Origin of the sequence: Streptomyces sp. NPDC059787 (assembly GCF_042732315.1) — a bacterium.
Classification (GTDB): Bacteria; Actinomycetota; Actinomycetes; order Streptomycetales; family Streptomycetaceae; genus Streptomyces; species Streptomyces atrovirens.
The window spans coordinates 110,853-127,365 of the sequence record NZ_JBHWHX010000016.1; the positions used below are offsets into that span (position 1 = coordinate 110,853).

General features: G+C 72.1%; 11 protein-coding genes. 7 read left to right on the plus strand and 4 right to left on the minus strand.

Translation table 11 applies throughout. From position 1 onward, the window contains the following. Positions 1-28: 28 nt before the first annotated feature. Positions 29-1,522 (minus strand): MFS transporter, encoded by a 1,494-nt coding sequence (locus ACFV5H_RS17835; protein ID WP_385050243.1) that lies wholly within the window; start codon positions 1,520-1,522, stop codon positions 29-31. A gap of 439 nt (positions 1,523-1,961) precedes the next feature. Between ACFV5H_RS17835 and ACFV5H_RS17840 the strand changes: the two genes are divergently transcribed. The 3 genes from ACFV5H_RS17840 (at position 1,962) to mfd (ending at position 9,218) form a co-directional block, all read left to right on the plus strand. Then, positions 1,962-2,801, plus strand: coding sequence for an ABC transporter ATP-binding protein (locus ACFV5H_RS17840; RefSeq protein WP_385050245.1), 840 nt, complete (start codon positions 1,962-1,964; stop codon positions 2,799-2,801). Next, entirely contained in the window at positions 2,798-5,377 is a 2,580-nt protein-coding gene (locus ACFV5H_RS17845; protein ID WP_385050247.1) for an ABC transporter permease, read from the plus strand. Before ACFV5H_RS17840 ends, ACFV5H_RS17845 begins: the two co-directional genes overlap by 4 nt. A gap of 307 nt (positions 5,378-5,684) precedes the next feature. Beyond that, on the plus strand, positions 5,685-9,218 hold the full coding sequence (gene mfd, locus ACFV5H_RS17850) for a transcription-repair coupling factor (protein ID WP_385050249.1): 3,534 nt from the start codon (positions 5,685-5,687) through the stop codon (positions 9,216-9,218). A 66-nt stretch (positions 9,219-9,284) separates the two neighbouring features. Here mfd and ACFV5H_RS17855 read toward each other — a convergent pair whose 3' ends face one another. Next, the gene (locus ACFV5H_RS17855) at positions 9,285-9,470 is read right to left on the minus strand and encodes an antitoxin (protein WP_385050251.1); all 186 of its coding nucleotides are present in this window, start codon (positions 9,468-9,470) and stop codon (positions 9,285-9,287) included. 163 nt (positions 9,471-9,633) lie between these two features. Here ACFV5H_RS17855 and ACFV5H_RS17860 point away from each other — a divergent pair, with 163 nt between their 5' ends. Further along, complete coding sequence (locus tag ACFV5H_RS17860) at positions 9,634-10,413, plus strand: HNH endonuclease family protein (protein ID WP_385195697.1); 780 nt, start codon at positions 9,634-9,636, stop codon at positions 10,411-10,413. 13 nt (positions 10,414-10,426) lie between these two features. On the opposite strand, the gene ACFV5H_RS17865 is transcribed toward ACFV5H_RS17860, so the two are convergent. Together ACFV5H_RS17865 and ACFV5H_RS17870 are read right to left on the minus strand one after the other, a co-directional pair. Next, positions 10,427-11,227 (minus strand): hypothetical protein, encoded by an 801-nt coding sequence (locus ACFV5H_RS17865; protein ID WP_385195699.1) that lies wholly within the window; start codon positions 11,225-11,227, stop codon positions 10,427-10,429. Between the two features lie 21 nt (positions 11,228-11,248). Beyond that, positions 11,249-11,728 (minus strand): hypothetical protein, encoded by a 480-nt coding sequence (locus ACFV5H_RS17870; RefSeq protein WP_385050256.1) that lies wholly within the window; start codon positions 11,726-11,728, stop codon positions 11,249-11,251. Positions 11,729-11,928: 200 nt separating this feature from the next. On the opposite strand from ACFV5H_RS17870, the gene ACFV5H_RS17875 reads away from it, so the two are divergent. The 3 genes from ACFV5H_RS17875 to ACFV5H_RS17885 all read left to right on the plus strand — a co-directional run bounded on the left by ACFV5H_RS17875 (position 11,929) and on the right by ACFV5H_RS17885 (position 16,364). Then, a complete protein-coding gene (locus ACFV5H_RS17875; protein WP_385195702.1) occupies positions 11,929-14,028 on the plus strand; it encodes an N-6 DNA methylase in 2,100 nt (699 codons plus the stop codon). 150 nt (positions 14,029-14,178) lie between these two features. Next, the gene (locus tag ACFV5H_RS17880; RefSeq protein ID WP_385050260.1) at positions 14,179-14,829 is read left to right on the plus strand and encodes a hypothetical protein; all 651 of its coding nucleotides are present in this window, start codon (positions 14,179-14,181) and stop codon (positions 14,827-14,829) included. 38 nt (positions 14,830-14,867) lie between these two features. Beyond that, positions 14,868-16,364, plus strand: coding sequence for a protein kinase (locus ACFV5H_RS17885; RefSeq protein WP_385195734.1), 1,497 nt, complete (start codon positions 14,868-14,870; stop codon positions 16,362-16,364). Positions 16,365-16,513: the final 149 nt, after the last annotated feature.

The window sequence follows — 16,513 nt, forward strand, 5'->3', positions numbered from 1 at the left end:
CCGCGCGGCGGGTGCGGAAGGGGGGTTCTCAGTCCTTGAGCACCGGGAACGTGCGCGGTGCGAGGAGCAGCAGGACCAGGAACGCCAGTGCCGCCGCGCACGCCGCGCCGAGGTAGACCGCGTGCACGGCGTCCGCGACGGCCCTGCGGGTCGCCTCGGGGACGGTGCCCGCGTCCAGGGCGCGGGTGACGGAGTCCAGGTCGCTCGCGCCGCCCAGGCGTGCGGCCAGGACGCTGTTGGCGACCGCGCCGAAGAGGGCCGCGCCGACGGTCTGGCCGGTCTGCCGGCAGAAGAGGACCGACCCGGTCGCCGTGCCGCGTTCCTCCCACTCCACCGAGGACTGCACTCCGATGATCAGGGGCAGCTGGAACAGGCCGAGAGCCGCGCCCAGCAGCAGCATCAGCAGGGTCGGCTGCCACGCCCGGCCGGGGTAGGGCAGGAAGGGGAACGCGAAGAGGACGAGCGCGGCCGTGCCGATGCCGAGCATCGCGGTGCTGCGGAAGCCGATGCGGCGGTACACGTGCTGGCTGAGGGCTGCCGACACCGGCCAGGTCAGCGTCCATACGGAGAGGACGAATCCGGCGGCCACCGGGGTGAGACCGAGGACGGACTGGGCGTAGGTGGGCAGGAAGACCGTGGGGGCCACCATCAGCAGGCCCAGGGCGCCGAGGGCCAGGTTGACGGCGGCGATCGTACGGCGGCGCCACACCCAGCCGGGGATGATCGGCTCCGCCGCGCGGTGTTCCACCACGACCACGACCGCCAGGAGGGCGGCTCCCGCCGCGAACAGGGCGAGCGACGGGGCGGACAGCCACGGCCAGGCGACTCCGCCCTGCACGAGCGCGGTGAGGAGGACGCCCCCGCAGGCGAAGATCGCGACCGCGCCCGCCCGGTCCACGCGCGCGTGGCGGCCGTTCTCCCGCCGTGGCTCGTGGAGGTGACGGACGATCAGCCACAACGCCACCGCTCCGACGGGCAGGTTGACGAGGAAGATCCAGCGCCAGTCGGCGTAGGAGGCGAGCAGTCCGCCGAGGCCGGGGCCGGCCACCGCGGAGACCGCCCACACGGTGGAGAGGCGGGCCTGGATCTTCGGGCGTTCCTGAAGCGGGTACAGGTCGGCGGCGAGGGTCTGCACCGTGCCCTGGAGCGCGCCGCCGCCCAGGCCCTGTACGACGCGGAACGCGATGAGCGCGGCCATGTTCCAGGCCGCGGCGCACAGCAGCGAACCCAGCAGGAACAGCGCGGCGCCCGCGACGAGGACCGGTTTGCGGCCGAAGGTGTCGGAGAGCTTGCCGTAGAGGGGGAGGGTGACCGTGACGGCCAGCAGGTAGCCGGAGAAGAGCCAGGAGAAGTAGGAGAAGCCGCCCAGGTCGCCGACGATCTGGGGGACGGCCGTGGCCACGACGGTGGAGTCGAGTGCCGCCAGGGCCATCGCGAGCATCAGCGCGGCGACGACGGCTCCGCGCCGCCCGGTCGCGGCGGGCCGCCCGCTGTCGCGTGTCACCGGTCTGGTGCCGTCCACCCGGAGTTCCTCCCCACGATTGATTGCCCCTTGCACCTGTCTGCCGCGGCACAGCTTCGCATTTGATCCTCACGCGGCGGGAGGGTGGAGCCTGTATGAGCCTGCGGGTGGAGCCGACCCCGAGACGGAGTCCACCCGCCGGAGGAGAGCCCTTAGGGGTACCTCCGTACTACGGGTCGGGGAGGGTTCGTACCGACGGAGGACGAGACGGGGCGGGGGTCGTCCTTAACCTGGCTTTACGCCGCTGGGGGGTGGCGCACCGCACCGGCGGGGGTGGGGTTTTCCTCAGTACAAGACTGCGCTGAACACCAGGGCGCGGGGCCCCTGTCGGCCGCCAGACTGAATCACGTCGCACGAACACGCACGAAGCGACCGCCGGACACGACGGGCGGGCGCCGGAACACCGCTTTCATCTGCTGACCGACATAGGAGACTTACCGTGACATCGGCTGTGACCATTCCCGGGCACGGGGGCGATTCGGAAGGTGCGGCGCGAAGCGCCTCGATGAGGGGTGGCGGCCGGGTGGCGGGAGGGAGTACGGCCGTTGCCGCGCGGGCGCGGCAGGTCGTGAAGGCGTACGGGTCCGGCGAGACCCGTGTCGTCGCCCTCGACCACGTCGACGTGGACATCGCCCGCGGCCAGTTCACCGCGATCATGGGCCCCTCGGGGTCCGGCAAGTCCACGCTGATGCACTGCCTCGCCGGGCTCGACACCGTGACGTCCGGGCAGATCCACCTGGACGAGACCGAGATCACCGGCCTGAAGGACAAGAAGCTCACGCGGCTGCGCCGGGACCGGATCGGCTTCATCTTCCAGGCGTTCAACCTGCTGCCGACGCTGAACGCGATCGAGAACATCACGCTGCCCATGGACATCGCCGGCCGCAAGCCCGACCAGGGGTGGCTGGACCGGGTGGTGGAGACCGTCGGGCTCGCGGAGCGTCTCAAGCACCGGCCGACGCAGCTCTCCGGCGGCCAGCAGCAGCGGGTCGCGGTGGCGCGGGCGCTGGCGGCCCGGCCGGAGATCATCTTCGGTGACGAGCCGACCGGAAACCTCGACTCCCGGGCCGGTGCCGAGGTGCTCGGCTTCCTGCGCCGCTCGGTGGACGAGCTGGGCCAGACCATCGTGATGGTCACCCACGACCCCGTGGCCGCCTCCTACGCGGACCGGGTGCTGTACCTCGCCGACGGCCGCATCGTCGACGAGATGCACCAGCCGACGGCCGATCAGGTCCTGGACCGCATGAAGGACTTCGACGCCCGGGGGCGTACGTCATGACCGTCCTGAAGACCTCCCTGCGCAACTTCTTCGCGCACAAGGGGCGGATGGCGCTGTCCGCGGTGGCGGTGCTGCTGTCCGTGGCGTTCGTGTGCGGCACGCTGGTGTTCACGGACACCATGAACACGACGTTCGACAAGCTGTTCGCGGCCACCTCCTCGGACGTCACGGTGAGCGCCAAGGGCGCCTCCGACAGCGGTGAGACCACCTCCGACAACGGCAAGCCGCCGGTGATACCGGCCTCCGTGCTCGACGAGGTCAAGGGCGCGGACGGCGTGAAGTCGGCCGAGGGCACGGTGTTCTCCACCTCGGTGACCGTCGTCGACGGCGACAAGGACAGCCTCTCGCCGACCAGCGGCGGCCCGACCATCGTCGGCAGCTGGAACGGCAACGACGCCCGCACCATGGAGATCACCGAGGGTGCGGCGCCCAAGGGCGCGGACCAGATCATGGTCGACGCCGACACCGCCGACAAGCACGACCTGAAGCCCGGCGACGAGATCGGCGTGATCAGCGTGGTCGGCACGCTCACCGCGAAGGTCTCCGGCATCGCCGACTTCACGGTCACCAACCCCGGTGCGGCGATCTTCTACCTGGACACCAGGACCGCGCAGCAGGCCCTGGTCGGCGAGAGCGGCGTCTACACCAACGTCAACGTGACCGCCGCGTCCGGCGTCAGCGACGCGCAGCTGAAGAAGAACGTCGCGGCCGAACTCGGCGGCGTCTACAAGGTGCAGACCGCCGAGGAGACCGCGGAGGCCAACCAGAAGGACGTCGAGGGCTTCATGAACGTCATGAAGTACGCGATGCTCGGCTTCGCCGGGATCGCCTTCCTCGTCGGCATCTTCCTGATCATCAACACCTTCTCCATGCTGGTCGCCCAGCGCACCCGGGAGATCGGCCTGATGCGGGCGATCGGCTCGTCCCGCAGGCAGGTCAACCGTTCGGTGCTGGTCGAGGCGCTGCTGCTCGGCGTCTTCGGCTCGGTCCTCGGGGTCGGCGCGGGCGTCGGACTCGCGGTCGGGCTGATGAAGCTCATGGGCATGATGGGCATGGAGCTGTCCACGGACGACCTCACGGTGGCCTGGACGACCCCCGCGATCGGACTGCTCCTCGGCGTGGTCGTCACGGTCCTCGCCGCCTACCTGCCCGCCCGGCGGGCCGGGAAGATCTCCCCGATGGCCGCGCTGCGCGACGCCGGCACCCCGGCGGACGCCAGGGCCGGCTGGATACGCGGCGGGATCGGCCTGGTCCTCACCGGCACCGGCGGCTTCGCCCTGTACCTGGCGGGCAGCGCGGACAAGGCGACGGACGGCTCGATGTGGCTGGGCCTGGGCGTGGTGCTGTCCCTGATCGGCTTCGTCGTCATCGGTCCGGTGCTGGCGAGCGGTGTGGTGCGCGTCCTCGGCGCGGTCCTGCTGCGGGCCTTCGGCCCGGTGGGCCGCATGGCCGAGCGCAACGCCCTGCGCAACCCGCGCCGTACCGGTGCGACGGGCGCCGCGCTGATGATCGGTCTCGCGCTGGTGGCGTGCCTGTCCGTGGTGGGCTCCTCCATGGTGGCGTCCGCCACCGACGAGCTCGACAAGGCCGTCGGCACGGACTTCATCATCCAGTCCGACACCGGCCAGTTGATCACCCCGCAGGCCGTCGAGGCCGTGAAGAAGTCACCCGGGGTGGACCGGGTCACCGAGTACAAGTGGACCGAGGCCGACTTCACCACGCCCGACGGCAAGACGCTGAAGGACACCGCGATCACGGCGGCCGACCCGACGTACGCGACCGACCTGCGGGTCGAGACGGTCGCCGGAAAGCTCGGCGACGCCTACCGGCCCGACTCGATGTCCGTCCACGAGGACTTCGCGAAGGACCACGGCATCGAGCTCGGCTCGGAGATCGAGATCGCGTTCAAGGACGGCGAGACGGGCACACTGACGGTCCGGGCGATCACCAGTAGTGAGGGCGTCGTCGACGCGGGCGCGATGTACACGTCCATCGACACCCTCGCGACGTACGTGCCGGCCGACAGGATGCCGCTGGACACGCTGCTCTTCGCCTCGGCGAAGGACGGGCGGACCGACGCCGCGTACACGTCGCTGAAGGACGCGCTGCACGACTACCCGCAGTACACGGTGCGCGACCAGACCGACTACAAGGAGGCGCTGAAGGACCAGATCGGCCAGCTGCTGAACATGATCTACGGTCTGCTGGCCCTGGCGATCGTCGTCGCGGTCCTCGGTGTGGTGAACACCCTGGCCCTGTCGGTGGTGGAGCGCACCCGGGAGATCGGACTGATGCGGGCCATCGGCCTCTCGCGCCGGCAGCTGCGCCGCATGATCCGCATGGAGTCGGTCGTGATCGCCCTCTTCGGTGCCCTGCTGGGCCTGGGTCTGGGCATGGGCTGGGGCGCCACCGCGCAGCAGCTGCTCGCCCTGGAGGGCCTGAAGGTCCTCGACATCCCGTGGCCGACGATCATCGGAGTGTTCATCGGTTCGGCCTTCGTGGGCCTGTTCGCCGCCCTGGTCCCGGCCTTCCGCGCCGGCCGCATGAACGTCCTGAACGCCATCGCCACCGACTAGCCACCGCATACGGGGGTTGCGGGGGAAACACCCGGCGCCGGAAAGTCCCGGGGACTTTCCGGCGCCGGGTGTGCGCATACCGGCACCTCGGCTTTCAGCCGGCCGAGTCGGTTGGTGGGTGGGCACGGGCCGGGGGTCCGGGGGGCGGGAGCCCCCGGGAGCCGAGCACCGGCACCGCCCACCGGTCGACGGACGTTGTCCACAGCCCAGGCACCGGGGTTGTCCAGCGACGTACGCTGGACAACCCCGGCCCGCCGCGCGCGTCGGGCCCGACGTGTTGCACACCCCCGGACGGAAAGCGCCCCGAATGAGCCTGCACGGTCTGCTCGACGCCGTAGTCAAGGACACCGCTCTCGCGGAAGCGATCGCGGCCGCCGCGGACGGCAACCGCATGCACGTCGACCTGGTCGGCCCGCCCGCGGCCCGCCCCTTCACCGTCGCCGCCCTGGCCCGCGACACCGGCCGCCCCGTACTGGCGGTGACGGCCACGGGACGCGAGGCGGAGGACCTGGCCGCGGCCCTGCGCTCGCTGCTCCCGCCCGAGGGCGTCGTGGAGTACCCGTCCTGGGAGACGCTGCCGCACGAGCGGCTCAGCCCCCGCAGCGACACCGTCGGCCGTCGCCTCGCCGTGCTGCGCCGCCTGGCCCATCCCCGCTCCGACGACCCCGAGACCGGCCCGGTCTCCGTCGTCGTCGCGCCCGTACGCTCCGTGCTCCAGCCGCAGGTCAAGGGTCTGGGCGACCTGGAGCCGGTGTCCCTGCGGAACGGTCAGAGCGCCGACCTGAACGAGACCGTCGAAGCCCTCGCCGCCGCCGCGTACGCGCGCGTGGAACTGGTCGAGAAGCGCGGCGAGTTCGCCGTACGGGGCGGCATCCTCGACGTGTTCCCGCCCACCGAGGAACACCCCCTGCGGGTGGAGTTCTGGGGCGACGACGTCGAGGAGATCCGCTACTTCAAGGTCGCCGACCAGCGCTCCCTGGAGGTCGCCGAGCACGGCCTGTGGGCCCCGCCCTGCCGCGAGCTGCTGCTCACCGAGGACGTACGGGAGCGTGCGAGGGTCCTCGCCGAGCGGCATCCGGAGCTGGGGGAGCTGCTCGGGAAGATCGCCGAGGGGATCGCGGTGGAGGGCATGGAGTCCCTCGCGCCCGTCCTCGTCGACGACATGGAGCTGCTGCTGGACGTGCTGCCCGAGGGCGCCATGGCCGTCGTCTGCGACCCGGAGCGGGTGCGGACCCGGGCCGCCGACCTGGTGGCGACGAGCCAGGAGTTCCTGCAGGCGTCCTGGGCGGCCACCGCCGGTGGCGGCGAGGCCCCCATCGACGTCGGCGCCGCCTCCCTGTGGTCCATCGCGGACGTCCGCGACCGGGCCCGCGAGCTGGACATGATGTGGTGGTCGGTGTCGCCGTTCGCCGCCGACGAAGAACTGGACGCCGACACCCTCAAGCTCGGCATGCACGCCCCCGAGACCTACCGCGGCGACACCGCCAGAGCCCTCGCCGACACCAAGGGCTGGCTCGCCGACGGCTGGCGCACGGTGTTCGTCACCGAGGGCCACGGTCCGGCCGCCCGCACCGTCGAGGTGCTCGGCGGCGAGGGCATCGCCGCCCGTCTCGACACGGACCTCGGTGAGATCACCCCGTCCGTCGTGCACGTCGCCTGCGGCTGCATCGACCACGGCTTCGTCGACCCGGCGCTCAGGCTCGCCGTGCTCACCGAGACCGACCTGACCGGCCAGAAGGCATCCGGCCGCGAGGGCGCCCGGATGCCGGCCCGGCGCCGCAAGACCATCGACCCGCTCACCCTGGAGCCGGGCGACCACATCGTCCACGAGCAGCACGGCGTGGGCCGCTACATCGAGATGGTGCAGCGCACCGTGCAGGGCGCCACCCGCGAGTACCTGGTCGTGGAGTACGCCCCCGCCAAACGCGGCCAGCCCGGCGACCGGCTGTACATCCCCACCGACCAGCTGGAGCAGATCACCAAGTACGTCGGCGGCGAGGCCCCCACCCTGCACCGCCTGGGCGGCGCCGACTGGACCAAGACCAAGGCGCGCGCCAAGAAGGCGGTCAAGGAGATCGCCGCCGACCTGATCAAGCTCTACAGCGCCCGCATGGCCGCCCCCGGCCACGCCTTCGGCGCCGACTCGCCCTGGCAGCGCGAGCTGGAGGACGCCTTCCCCTACGCGGAGACCCCCGACCAGCTCACCACCATCGCCGAGGTCAAGGAGGACATGGAGAAGTCGGTCCCCATGGACCGCCTGATCTGCGGCGACGTCGGCTACGGCAAGACCGAGATCGCGGTCCGGGCCGCCTTCAAGGCCGTACAGGACGGCAAGCAGGTCGCCGTGCTCGTCCCCACCACGCTGCTGGTGCAGCAGCACTTCGGGACGTTCAGCGAGCGGTACGCGCAGTTCCCGGTGAACGTGCGGGCGCTGTCCCGCTTCCAGACCGACACCGAGTCGAAGGCGACCATGGAGGGTCTGCGGGAGGGCTCGGTGGACGTCGTCATCGGCACCCACCGGCTGTTCTCCTCCGAGACCAAGTTCAAGGACCTCGGCCTGGTCATCGTCGACGAGGAGCAGCGCTTCGGCGTCGAGCACAAGGAGCAGCTGAAGAAGCTGCGCGCCAACGTCGACGTGCTGACCATGTCCGCCACGCCGATCCCGCGCACCCTGGAGATGGCGGTCACCGGCATCCGCGAGATGTCGACGATCACCACCCCGCCGGAGGAGCGGCACCCGGTGCTCACCTTCGTCGGGCCGTACGAGCAGAAGCAGATCGGTGCCGCGATCCGCCGCGAGCTGCTGCGCGAGGGCCAGGTCTTCTACATCCACAACCGGGTCGAGTCCATCGACCGCGCGGCGGCCCGGCTGCGCGAGATCGTGCCCGAGGCGCGCATCGCCACCGCCCACGGCCAGATGTCGGAGTCGGCGCTGGAGCAGGTCGTCGTCGACTTCTGGGAGAAGAAGTTCGACGTGCTGGTGTCGACGACGATCGTCGAGTCCGGCATCGACATCTCCAACGCCAACACCCTGATCGTCGAGCGCGGCGACAACTTCGGCCTCAGCCAGCTCCACCAGCTGCGCGGCCGGGTGGGACGAGGACGGGAGCGCGGTTACGCCTACTTCCTGTACCCGCCGGAGAAGCCGCTGACGGAGACCGCGCACGAGCGGCTCGCGACCATCGCCCAGCACACGGAGATGGGCGCGGGCATGTACGTGGCGATGAAGGACCTGGAGATCCGCGGCGCCGGCAACCTGCTCGGCGGCGAGCAGTCCGGGCACATCGCGGGCGTCGGCTTCGACCTGTACGTGCGGATGGTCGGCGAGGCGGTCGCGGACTACCGGCGTCAGCTGGAGACCGGCGGGATCGAGGAGGAGCCGCCGCTCGAGGTCAAGATCGAGCTGCCCGTCGACGCACACGTCCCGCACGACTACGCGCCCGGCGAGCGGCTGCGCCTCCAGGCGTACCGGGCGATCGCCTCCGCGAACTCGGAGGACGACATCAAGGCCGTGCGCGAGGAACTCGTCGACCGCTACGGCAAGCTGCCGGAACCGGTGGAGAACCTGCTGCTGGTGGCGGGCCTGCGGATGCTGGCCCGCGCGTGCGGCGTCGGCGAGATCGTGCTCCAGGGCAACAACATCCGCTTCGCGCCGGTGGAGTTGCGCGAGTCCCAGGAACTGCGCCTGAAGCGCCTGTACCCGGGCACGGTCATCAAGGCGACCGCGCACCAGGTGCTGGTCCCGCGCCCGAAGACCGCGAAGGTGGGCGGCAAGCCGCTGGTCGGGCGGGACCTGCTGGGCTGGGTCGGGGAGTTCCTGACGTCGGTCCTGGGGTCCTGACCCGTACATGAGAGGCCGTCCACGGCGTGAGGTCGCCGTGGACGGCCCTGACGGGTGCGCGCGGCCTTACGGCTGGTCGGGACGGTCGCGGTCCATGCCGAGCCGGCGTTCGGCCTGCTGCTGCCCGGTGTCGATGTGCTGCTCGTACTTGCCGCCGGTCCTCTCGTTCATCTTCCGTTCCGCGGTGTCCGAGGCCTGCTTGGCCTTGTCGCGTGCCGCCTTGTTGCTCTTGAACTTGTCGAGGATGCCCATGCGGGAGCTCCTTCCGGAGGGGACTCAGAACCGACGATACGCGCGCTTTGCGACGAATGCCCATGTAGCGCCTTATTGGTCTGGACCTCTCACTCGTTACGGTGAGATCCGGCTCGACCCGCCCCCACCGGGGCAGGAGACGGATGAGCGAAGGAGGGGCGCGGTGACGCGGAACGAGGGATGGGGCATACGGGCCCGGAGCGCGGGCCCGGCGGTGATCGCCGCGGTGGTTCTCCTCACCGGCTGCGAGGGGATCCAGGACGGGGAACCCCCGGTCGGCGACGGAAGCGGGAGCGCCGCCTCCGACGGACGCGCCGTCAGCCCGCTGGACAACCCCGAGGGCACCGGACCGGGCCTCGCGCCCGTGACCGGCGAGTCGGACCGGGCCGAGGCCGTCGACCTCATCACGAAGGTGACGACCAAGGGCCGCGGACCGAAGACGGGCTACGACCGGGACGAGTTCGGCTACGCCTGGATGGACACGGCGGACGGAGTGCCGCTCGCGAGGAACGGTTGTGACACGCGGAACGACCTGCTGCAACGCGACGGCCAGGACCTGCGTTTCCGCTCCGGGTCCGACTGTGTGGTGGTCGCCATGACCCTGGCCGACCCGTACACCGGCACGACCATCGAGTGGCGCAAGCAGGAGGCCGCCGAGGTCCAGATCGACCACGTGGTGCCGCTGTCCTACAGCTGGCAGATGGGTTCGTCGCGCTGGCCGGAGAGCAAGCGCGAGCAGCTCGCCAACGACCCCCTCAACCTGATCCCGGTCGACGGCTCCGCCAACTCGTCCAAGAGCGACTCCGGCCCCGCATCCTGGCTGCCGCCCGACAAGCGGGTCCGGTGCGCGTACGCGGTCCGCTTCGCCCAGGTAGCCGTCGAGTACGAGCTCCCGGTGACGCCGGCCGACAAGCGCATGATGCTCCAGCAGTGCGGCGGCTGAGCCGCCGGGCGGGTCAGCTCAGGGAGCCGATGTCCAGGACGTCGCCGGCGGGCTTCTCCACCGGGACCGGCTCGTCGTAGTCGCCGAAGGAGAGGGAGCCCGGGTCGGTGGGGGACGTGCTGTCGAGCCGCAGCAGGTAGGGTTCGCCCTCGGTGGCGACGTACAGCGTGAAGCGGTCGTCGCCGTCCTGCGCCTCCAGCGTGATCGCGGGCGTGCCGTCGACCGTCGTCGCCTTGCCGCGCGTCGCCTCCGCGTCGCCGTCCTCCGCGCCGCCGAGGACCTCGTCGAGGTCGCAGAAGCCCGTGAGGTCCCCGGCGTCGGGGCCCTCGGCGGACGTCTTCATCCACTTGCCGGCCAGCAGCGCCACGGCCGCGTCCACGTCCTCCTCGGGTTCGTCCTCGCTCTGGGCCCGCAGGAACTTCTCGTCGTACTTCATGTAGACGGTGTCGCCGGTCCTGATCGGTTCGGCCTCGCCCTGGCCGTCCAGCCCCATCGTGCCGGCGCACTCGCCCCGCTTGTTCAGGGCCAGGTCGACGTGGATGGTGCCGCCAGTGCTGTCGTCGGGTACCTCGCCCGTCATCCGCAGGGACGACGCCCCGGTCGTGGCCTTGAAGGCCTTCTCGGCGATCTCGCCGCCGGTCAGTCCGGCGAAGGGCTCCTCCTTCGGTTCCTGGGAGCTCTTCCCCTTCTCCGCGGTCCTCTGTCCGGCCGAGTCGTGTGATGTGCCGGTGTCCGCCTTGTCCTCGCCGCAGCCGGTGAGGCCGACGGCGGCCACGGCGGCCAGGCAGACGGCGGCGAGTGTGGTGCGGCGCATGGTGGATTCCCCCCGGAAGTCCTAGAAGCTGCCGTTGCCGATGATCTCGCCGTCGGCGTCGTAGACGGTGACGAGACCGTTGTCGCTCTGCTTCCAGTCGGCGAACGCGGAGGCGATGAGCTTGGCGGGGCCCGTGCCCTCGCCCATGATCCCGCCGGTGAAGTCGGTGTAGACGTCGGCGGCGTCGAGGATGTCGTTCTGCTCGTCCGCGCCCTGGACCTTGGTGATGTGCGAGGCGGCGTCCTTCTCCTGCGGCGTCCCGTTCTTCTGCACGAACGCCTTGAACTGCTCGGCCTGGGACGCCTTCTCGGTGCCCTTGTCCTCGGCCGGCTTCGCGTCCGCCGCACCGTCCGACTTCGTGCCGCCGGACTGCCGCTCCGCCGACGCCGAGGTGCCCTTGTCGCCGGAACCGCCGTCCGAGTCGCCGGAGTTCGCCGAGGCGGCACCGATGATGACGATCCCCACGACGGCGCCCAGCGCGATCTTGCTCTTCATGCCCATGACTGTGTCCCTCCCGACGCGGCCACCGCCGCCTGCCGACGGTCGCTCGTTCGCGGGGTCAATAAGAACAGATGCTGTAAACCGAGTCAACAAAGTTCACAATGAAAGTTGCGTATACGCATGTGAAGCGTAAATCTTGCGTACGTCGGTATGCTCGTCGCCACACACGGAACAGAGGGAAACAGGGCGGGGTGCCGGGCATGCAGGACAACGCGACAGAAGTGACCGCCGCCGGGATCGCACGACTGGCCGGTGTCGGCCGCGCCGCCGTCAGCAACTGGCGCCGGCGGCACACCGACTTCCCCCGGCCCGTCGGCGGCACCGAGACCAGCCCCTCGTTCGCGCTGGCCGAGGTCGAGGGCTGGCTGCGCGGGCACAGCAAGCTCGCCGAGGTCCCGCTGCGGGAACGCGTCCGGCAGCAGCTCGTCGGCCACCCCGCCGGACCGGTCACCGCCCTCACCCACGCCGGCTGCGTCCTGCTGCTGATCCACGACCGCTCCCCGGTCTGGCTCGAGGTGAGCTCCGGCTCCGACGAGCGACTCGCCGCGCTGCTGCCCGGAGCGCTGGAGCAGGTGCTCACACCACGGTTCGGCGCCGCGAACGGCTCATGTGTGAACACCGCGGGCACTGTTCACAGCCCCGCCGTCCCCGCCGCCTCGGTCACCCGAAAAGCCCTCGAACCCCCCACCACCCCCCACCTGATCCCCTCCGTCCCCCTCCTCCGGGCCGTCGCCGAACTCGCCGCCGAACTCGGCGCCCGGCACGCCTTCGAGTTCCTGCTCGGCCGGCACCTCGACGCCAACCCGCGCCAGTACACGCCCACCCCCGCCGACCTCGCCGCTCTCATGGCCGGCCTGGCCGGCACCGCCCGCACCGTCCTCGACCCGGCCTGCGGCACCGGCGCCCTGCTGCGCTCCGCCGGCAACGGCCCCGGCCGGCGGCTGTACGGCCAGGACAGCGCCCCCGAACTCGCCGCCCTCACCGCGCTCCGCCTCGCCCTGCACACCCGCGCCCCCGTGCACGCCGCCGCCGGCGACACCCTGCGCGCCGACGCCCACCCCGAGCTGCGGGCCGACGCCGTCCTGTGCCACCCGCCGTTCAACGAGCGCAACTGGGGGCACGACGAACTCGCCTACGACCCGCGCTGGGAGTATGGCTTCCCGGCCCGCACCGAGTCCGAGCTGGCCTGGGTGCAGCACGCGCTCGCCCGGCTGCGGGACGGCGGCATCGCGGTGCTGCTGATGCCGCCCGCCGCCGCGTCCCGCCGCTCCGGACGCCGGATCAGGGCCGACCTGCTGCGCCGGGGCGCGCTGCGCGCCGTCGTCGCACTGCCGGCCGGCGCCGCGCCCCCGTACAACATCCCGCTGCACCTGTGGGTGCTGCGCCGGCCCGAGCAGGCGCCGACGCGGCCGGAGGTGCTGCTCGCCGACGCCGGGCGGTTCGCCGGCGAGGGGCGCGGCGGGCCCGACTGGCCGGGGGTACGGGAGACGGTCCTCGACGCCTGGCACGCCTTCGACCGGACCGGCCGGCTCGACGAACGGCCCGGACTGGCCCGCTCCGTGCCCGTCGTCGAACTCCTCGACGACGACGTCGACCTCGTCCCGGCCCGCCACCTCCCGCCCCCGGCCGCCACGGACGGCGCCGACCGGCTCACCGACGTACGCGAACGGCTCGGCGAGACGCTGCGCCTGGCCGCCGGCCTCGCCCCGCCGCCCGTCGACCCCGCGCCGCCCGCCGTCGGACGCCTCCCGCTCACCACCGTCGGTGAACTCGCCCGCGCGGGCGCCCTGGTGATGCGTACCGGCGGAAACGGCGGCCCCGCGCGCGTGCCCGTCCTCACCGACCACGACGTACTCTCCGGAACCGGCCCCTCCGGCACACTTCCGGAGAGCGACGAGGAAGCGGTGCTCACCGAACCCGGCGACGTCGTCGTGCCCGTGCTCGGCGGGGGCGCCGTCGCGCGGGTGGTCGACGAGGCGACCGCCGGGGCTGCCCTGGGCCGCAACCTCGTGCTGCTGCGCCCCGATCCGGAGGTGCTCGACGCGTGGTTCCTCGCCGGGTTCCTGCGCGGCACCGCCAACCACCGCCGGGCCAGCAGCCACGCGTCCACCGCCACCCGGCTCGACGTGCGCCGGCTGCGACTGCCCCGGCTCGCACCGGCCGAACAGCGGCGCTACGGCGCCCGCTTCCGGGCCCTGGACGAGTTCGAGCGGGCGCTCGGACAGGCGGGCCGGCTCGGCGAGCAGCTCGTCCGCGGGATGTACGACGGCCTGGCCGACGGGACGATCACCCCCGACTGAACCCCCGGCCGGGTCCCGGCCGGGCCCTCGGCGCGCTTCCGGAACGCCCCGGTACGACAACGGTTCGGTACATCCCGGGACCGGTTGTCGCTGTCGGCCTATACGCTCGGACTCCGAGTTCCCATCGGCTACACCTGTCCAGGAGCAGTCATGTACGGCCACGGCGCGGCGCCGCCCCCTCCCAGCGCGGCAATGGTCATCACGCAGCGCGTGCTGTACGCCGCCGCCGGCGTCCTGTGCTGCGGACTGCTGGCCTGCGTGCCGCTGTTCCGGGTCGCGTTCCTGCGGGGACGGCCGCTCGACTGGGCGGCGGCCTGGGTGAGCATCCCGCTGTCGATAGCCTGCCTGGCGGTGGTCGGCTCGCTGCCGGAGACGGACTACCGGACCGACGTGGCCCTGGCCGCCGTCCTGATCCTCGGCGCGAGCTCGGCCGCGTACTACCTGACCGTGGACATCCGCCTGCACCGGCGGCCGCACCCGTACGCGGGCCAGATGCCGCCGTCGCCCCACGCCACGACGACGCACGGCCCGGCAGGCGTCCACACCCCCTACGGCTACCCGCAGCAGGGCTCGCCGTACGCGCCCACGCCGATGCCGCAGCCCCAGGCCCCCCACACCCCGATACCGCACACCCCGGTACCCCCCACCCCCGTACCGCCGCAGTCGTCGCAGCCGCCGCGGCACCCCGCACCGCCGGCCCGGATCGACCAGGTCCGCGCCGAGCTGGACGAACTCAGCGACTACCTGCGCCGCCAGGACGGCAATCCCGGGCAGCACGGCAACCACGAGGGCGGAAGGTGAGCGTGACGACGGGACGTGTCGTCGCCGGCCGCTACGAACTGTCCACGCTCATCGGACAGGGCGGCATGGGACAGGTCTGGACGGCCTACGACAAACGGCTGGACCGGCGCGTGGCGGTGAAGCTGCTGCGCCCGGACAAGGTGGCCGGCCAGGAGGCCGACGAACTGCGCCGCCGCTTCGTGCGCGAGTGCCGGGTGACCGCACAGGTCGACCACCCCGGCCTGGTCACCGTGCACGACGCGGGCAGCGAGGGCGAGGAGCTGTTCCTCGTCATGCAGTACGTCGACGGCGCCGACCTCGGCGACCACCTCGCCGAACACGACCCGTACCCGTGGCAGTGGACGGTCGCGGTGGCCGCGCAGCTGTGCGCCGTGCTGAGCGCCGTGCACGCCGTGCCGATCGTCCACCGCGACCTCAAGCCGCGCAACGTGATGGTGAAGCAGGACGGCACCGTCACCGTGCTCGACCTCGGCGTCGCCTCCGTCATGGACAGCGACACCACGCGCCTGACGCACACCGGTTCGCCCATCGGCTCGCCCGCCTACATGGCGCCCGAGCAGGCGATGGGCGGCGCGGTCGGCCCGTACACGGACCTGTACGCGCTCGGGGTGCTGATGCACGAGCTGCTCAGCGGCGACGTGCCGTTCGCGGGCTCCACGGCGCTCGGGGTGCTGCACCGGCACCTGTACGAGCCGCCGGTGCCCGTGCGCCGGATCCGCCCGGAGGTCCCCGAGGCCCTGGAGACCCTGGTGCTGCGGCTGCTCGCCAAGGACCCGCAGCACCGCCCGGACTCCGCGCAGGAGGTCTACGAACACCTGGCGCAGCTCCTCCCCGCGCGGGGAACGCCCACCGGCGCGCCCCTGGACCCCACCCGCCCCTTCCTGCGCCCGCACGCCCCCTGGCCGGACCGCGCCCGCACCCCCGCGCCCCAGCCGGCCCCCGCCGCTCCGCCCACGCCCGCGGCGGAGAAGGCCGACGTCGCCGCCGCCGTGGACGAGGTGAAACGGCTGCTCGGCGAGGGCCGCATCACCCAGGCCGTCGACATCCTCGGCTCGATCCTGCCCATCGCCGCCGAGCAGCACGGCGAGCACTCGCCGGTCGTGCGCACCCTGCGCAAGCAGTACGCGGCCACGCTCCTGGACGACGGCCAGTACCGGCGCGCCCTGCCCGAACTGCGCCGCCTCGCCGACGAACGCGCCGCCGAGGCCGGCCAGGCCGACCCGCAGTCCCTGCGCTACCGCTACGAGGCCGCCCAGTGCCTGGAGCAGCTCGGCGAACCCGCGGCGGCCCTCGCCGAGTACCGGGCGCTGCTGGCGTACTACGAGAACCAGTACGTGGCCGCCGGCGACCCGCAGCTCGCCCACGACGTGCGCCGCCGCATCGGCCATCTGCTGCTAGCCCTGGGCGACCGGGCCGCCGCGCACGACACGCTGGTGCGGCTGCTGCACGACGTGGAACGCGTGCAGGGACCGGGGCACCCGCTGGCCGCCGACATCCGGCGGACCCTGCAGTGGCTGGGACAGGTGCGCGGATAGCGGGACAGCGGGCCGCTGCGCCGTACGGGGCGGACGCCGGTGCCGGAAGTCCTTGTGAATCGTTGGTCGAATGGGTTGGCCAGAGCTTGGCCGATGCCTACCATCGATCACCGCAAGACTTTGTGCACCGCCGCACAAGCTCTCCTCAG

Coding starts and splice junctions, on each gene's coding strand:
- ACFV5H_RS17845 (WP_385050247.1), top strand. CDS start 2,798: ATGACCGTCCTGAAGACCTCCCTGCGCAACTTCTTCGCGCACAAGGGG.
- mfd (WP_385050249.1), top strand. CDS start 5,685: ATGAGCCTGCACGGTCTGCTCGACGCCGTAGTCAAGGACACCGCTCTC.
- ACFV5H_RS17855 (WP_385050251.1), bottom strand. CDS start 9,470: ATGGGCATCCTCGACAAGTTCAAGAGCAACAAGGCGGCACGCGACAAG.
- ACFV5H_RS17865 (WP_385195699.1), bottom strand. CDS start 11,227: ATGCGCCGCACCACACTCGCCGCCGTCTGCCTGGCCGCCGTGGCCGCC.
- ACFV5H_RS17870 (WP_385050256.1), bottom strand. CDS start 11,728: ATGGGCATGAAGAGCAAGATCGCGCTGGGCGCCGTCGTGGGGATCGTC.
- ACFV5H_RS17875 (WP_385195702.1), top strand. CDS start 11,929: ATGCAGGACAACGCGACAGAAGTGACCGCCGCCGGGATCGCACGACTG.
- ACFV5H_RS17880 (WP_385050260.1), top strand. CDS start 14,179: ATGTACGGCCACGGCGCGGCGCCGCCCCCTCCCAGCGCGGCAATGGTC.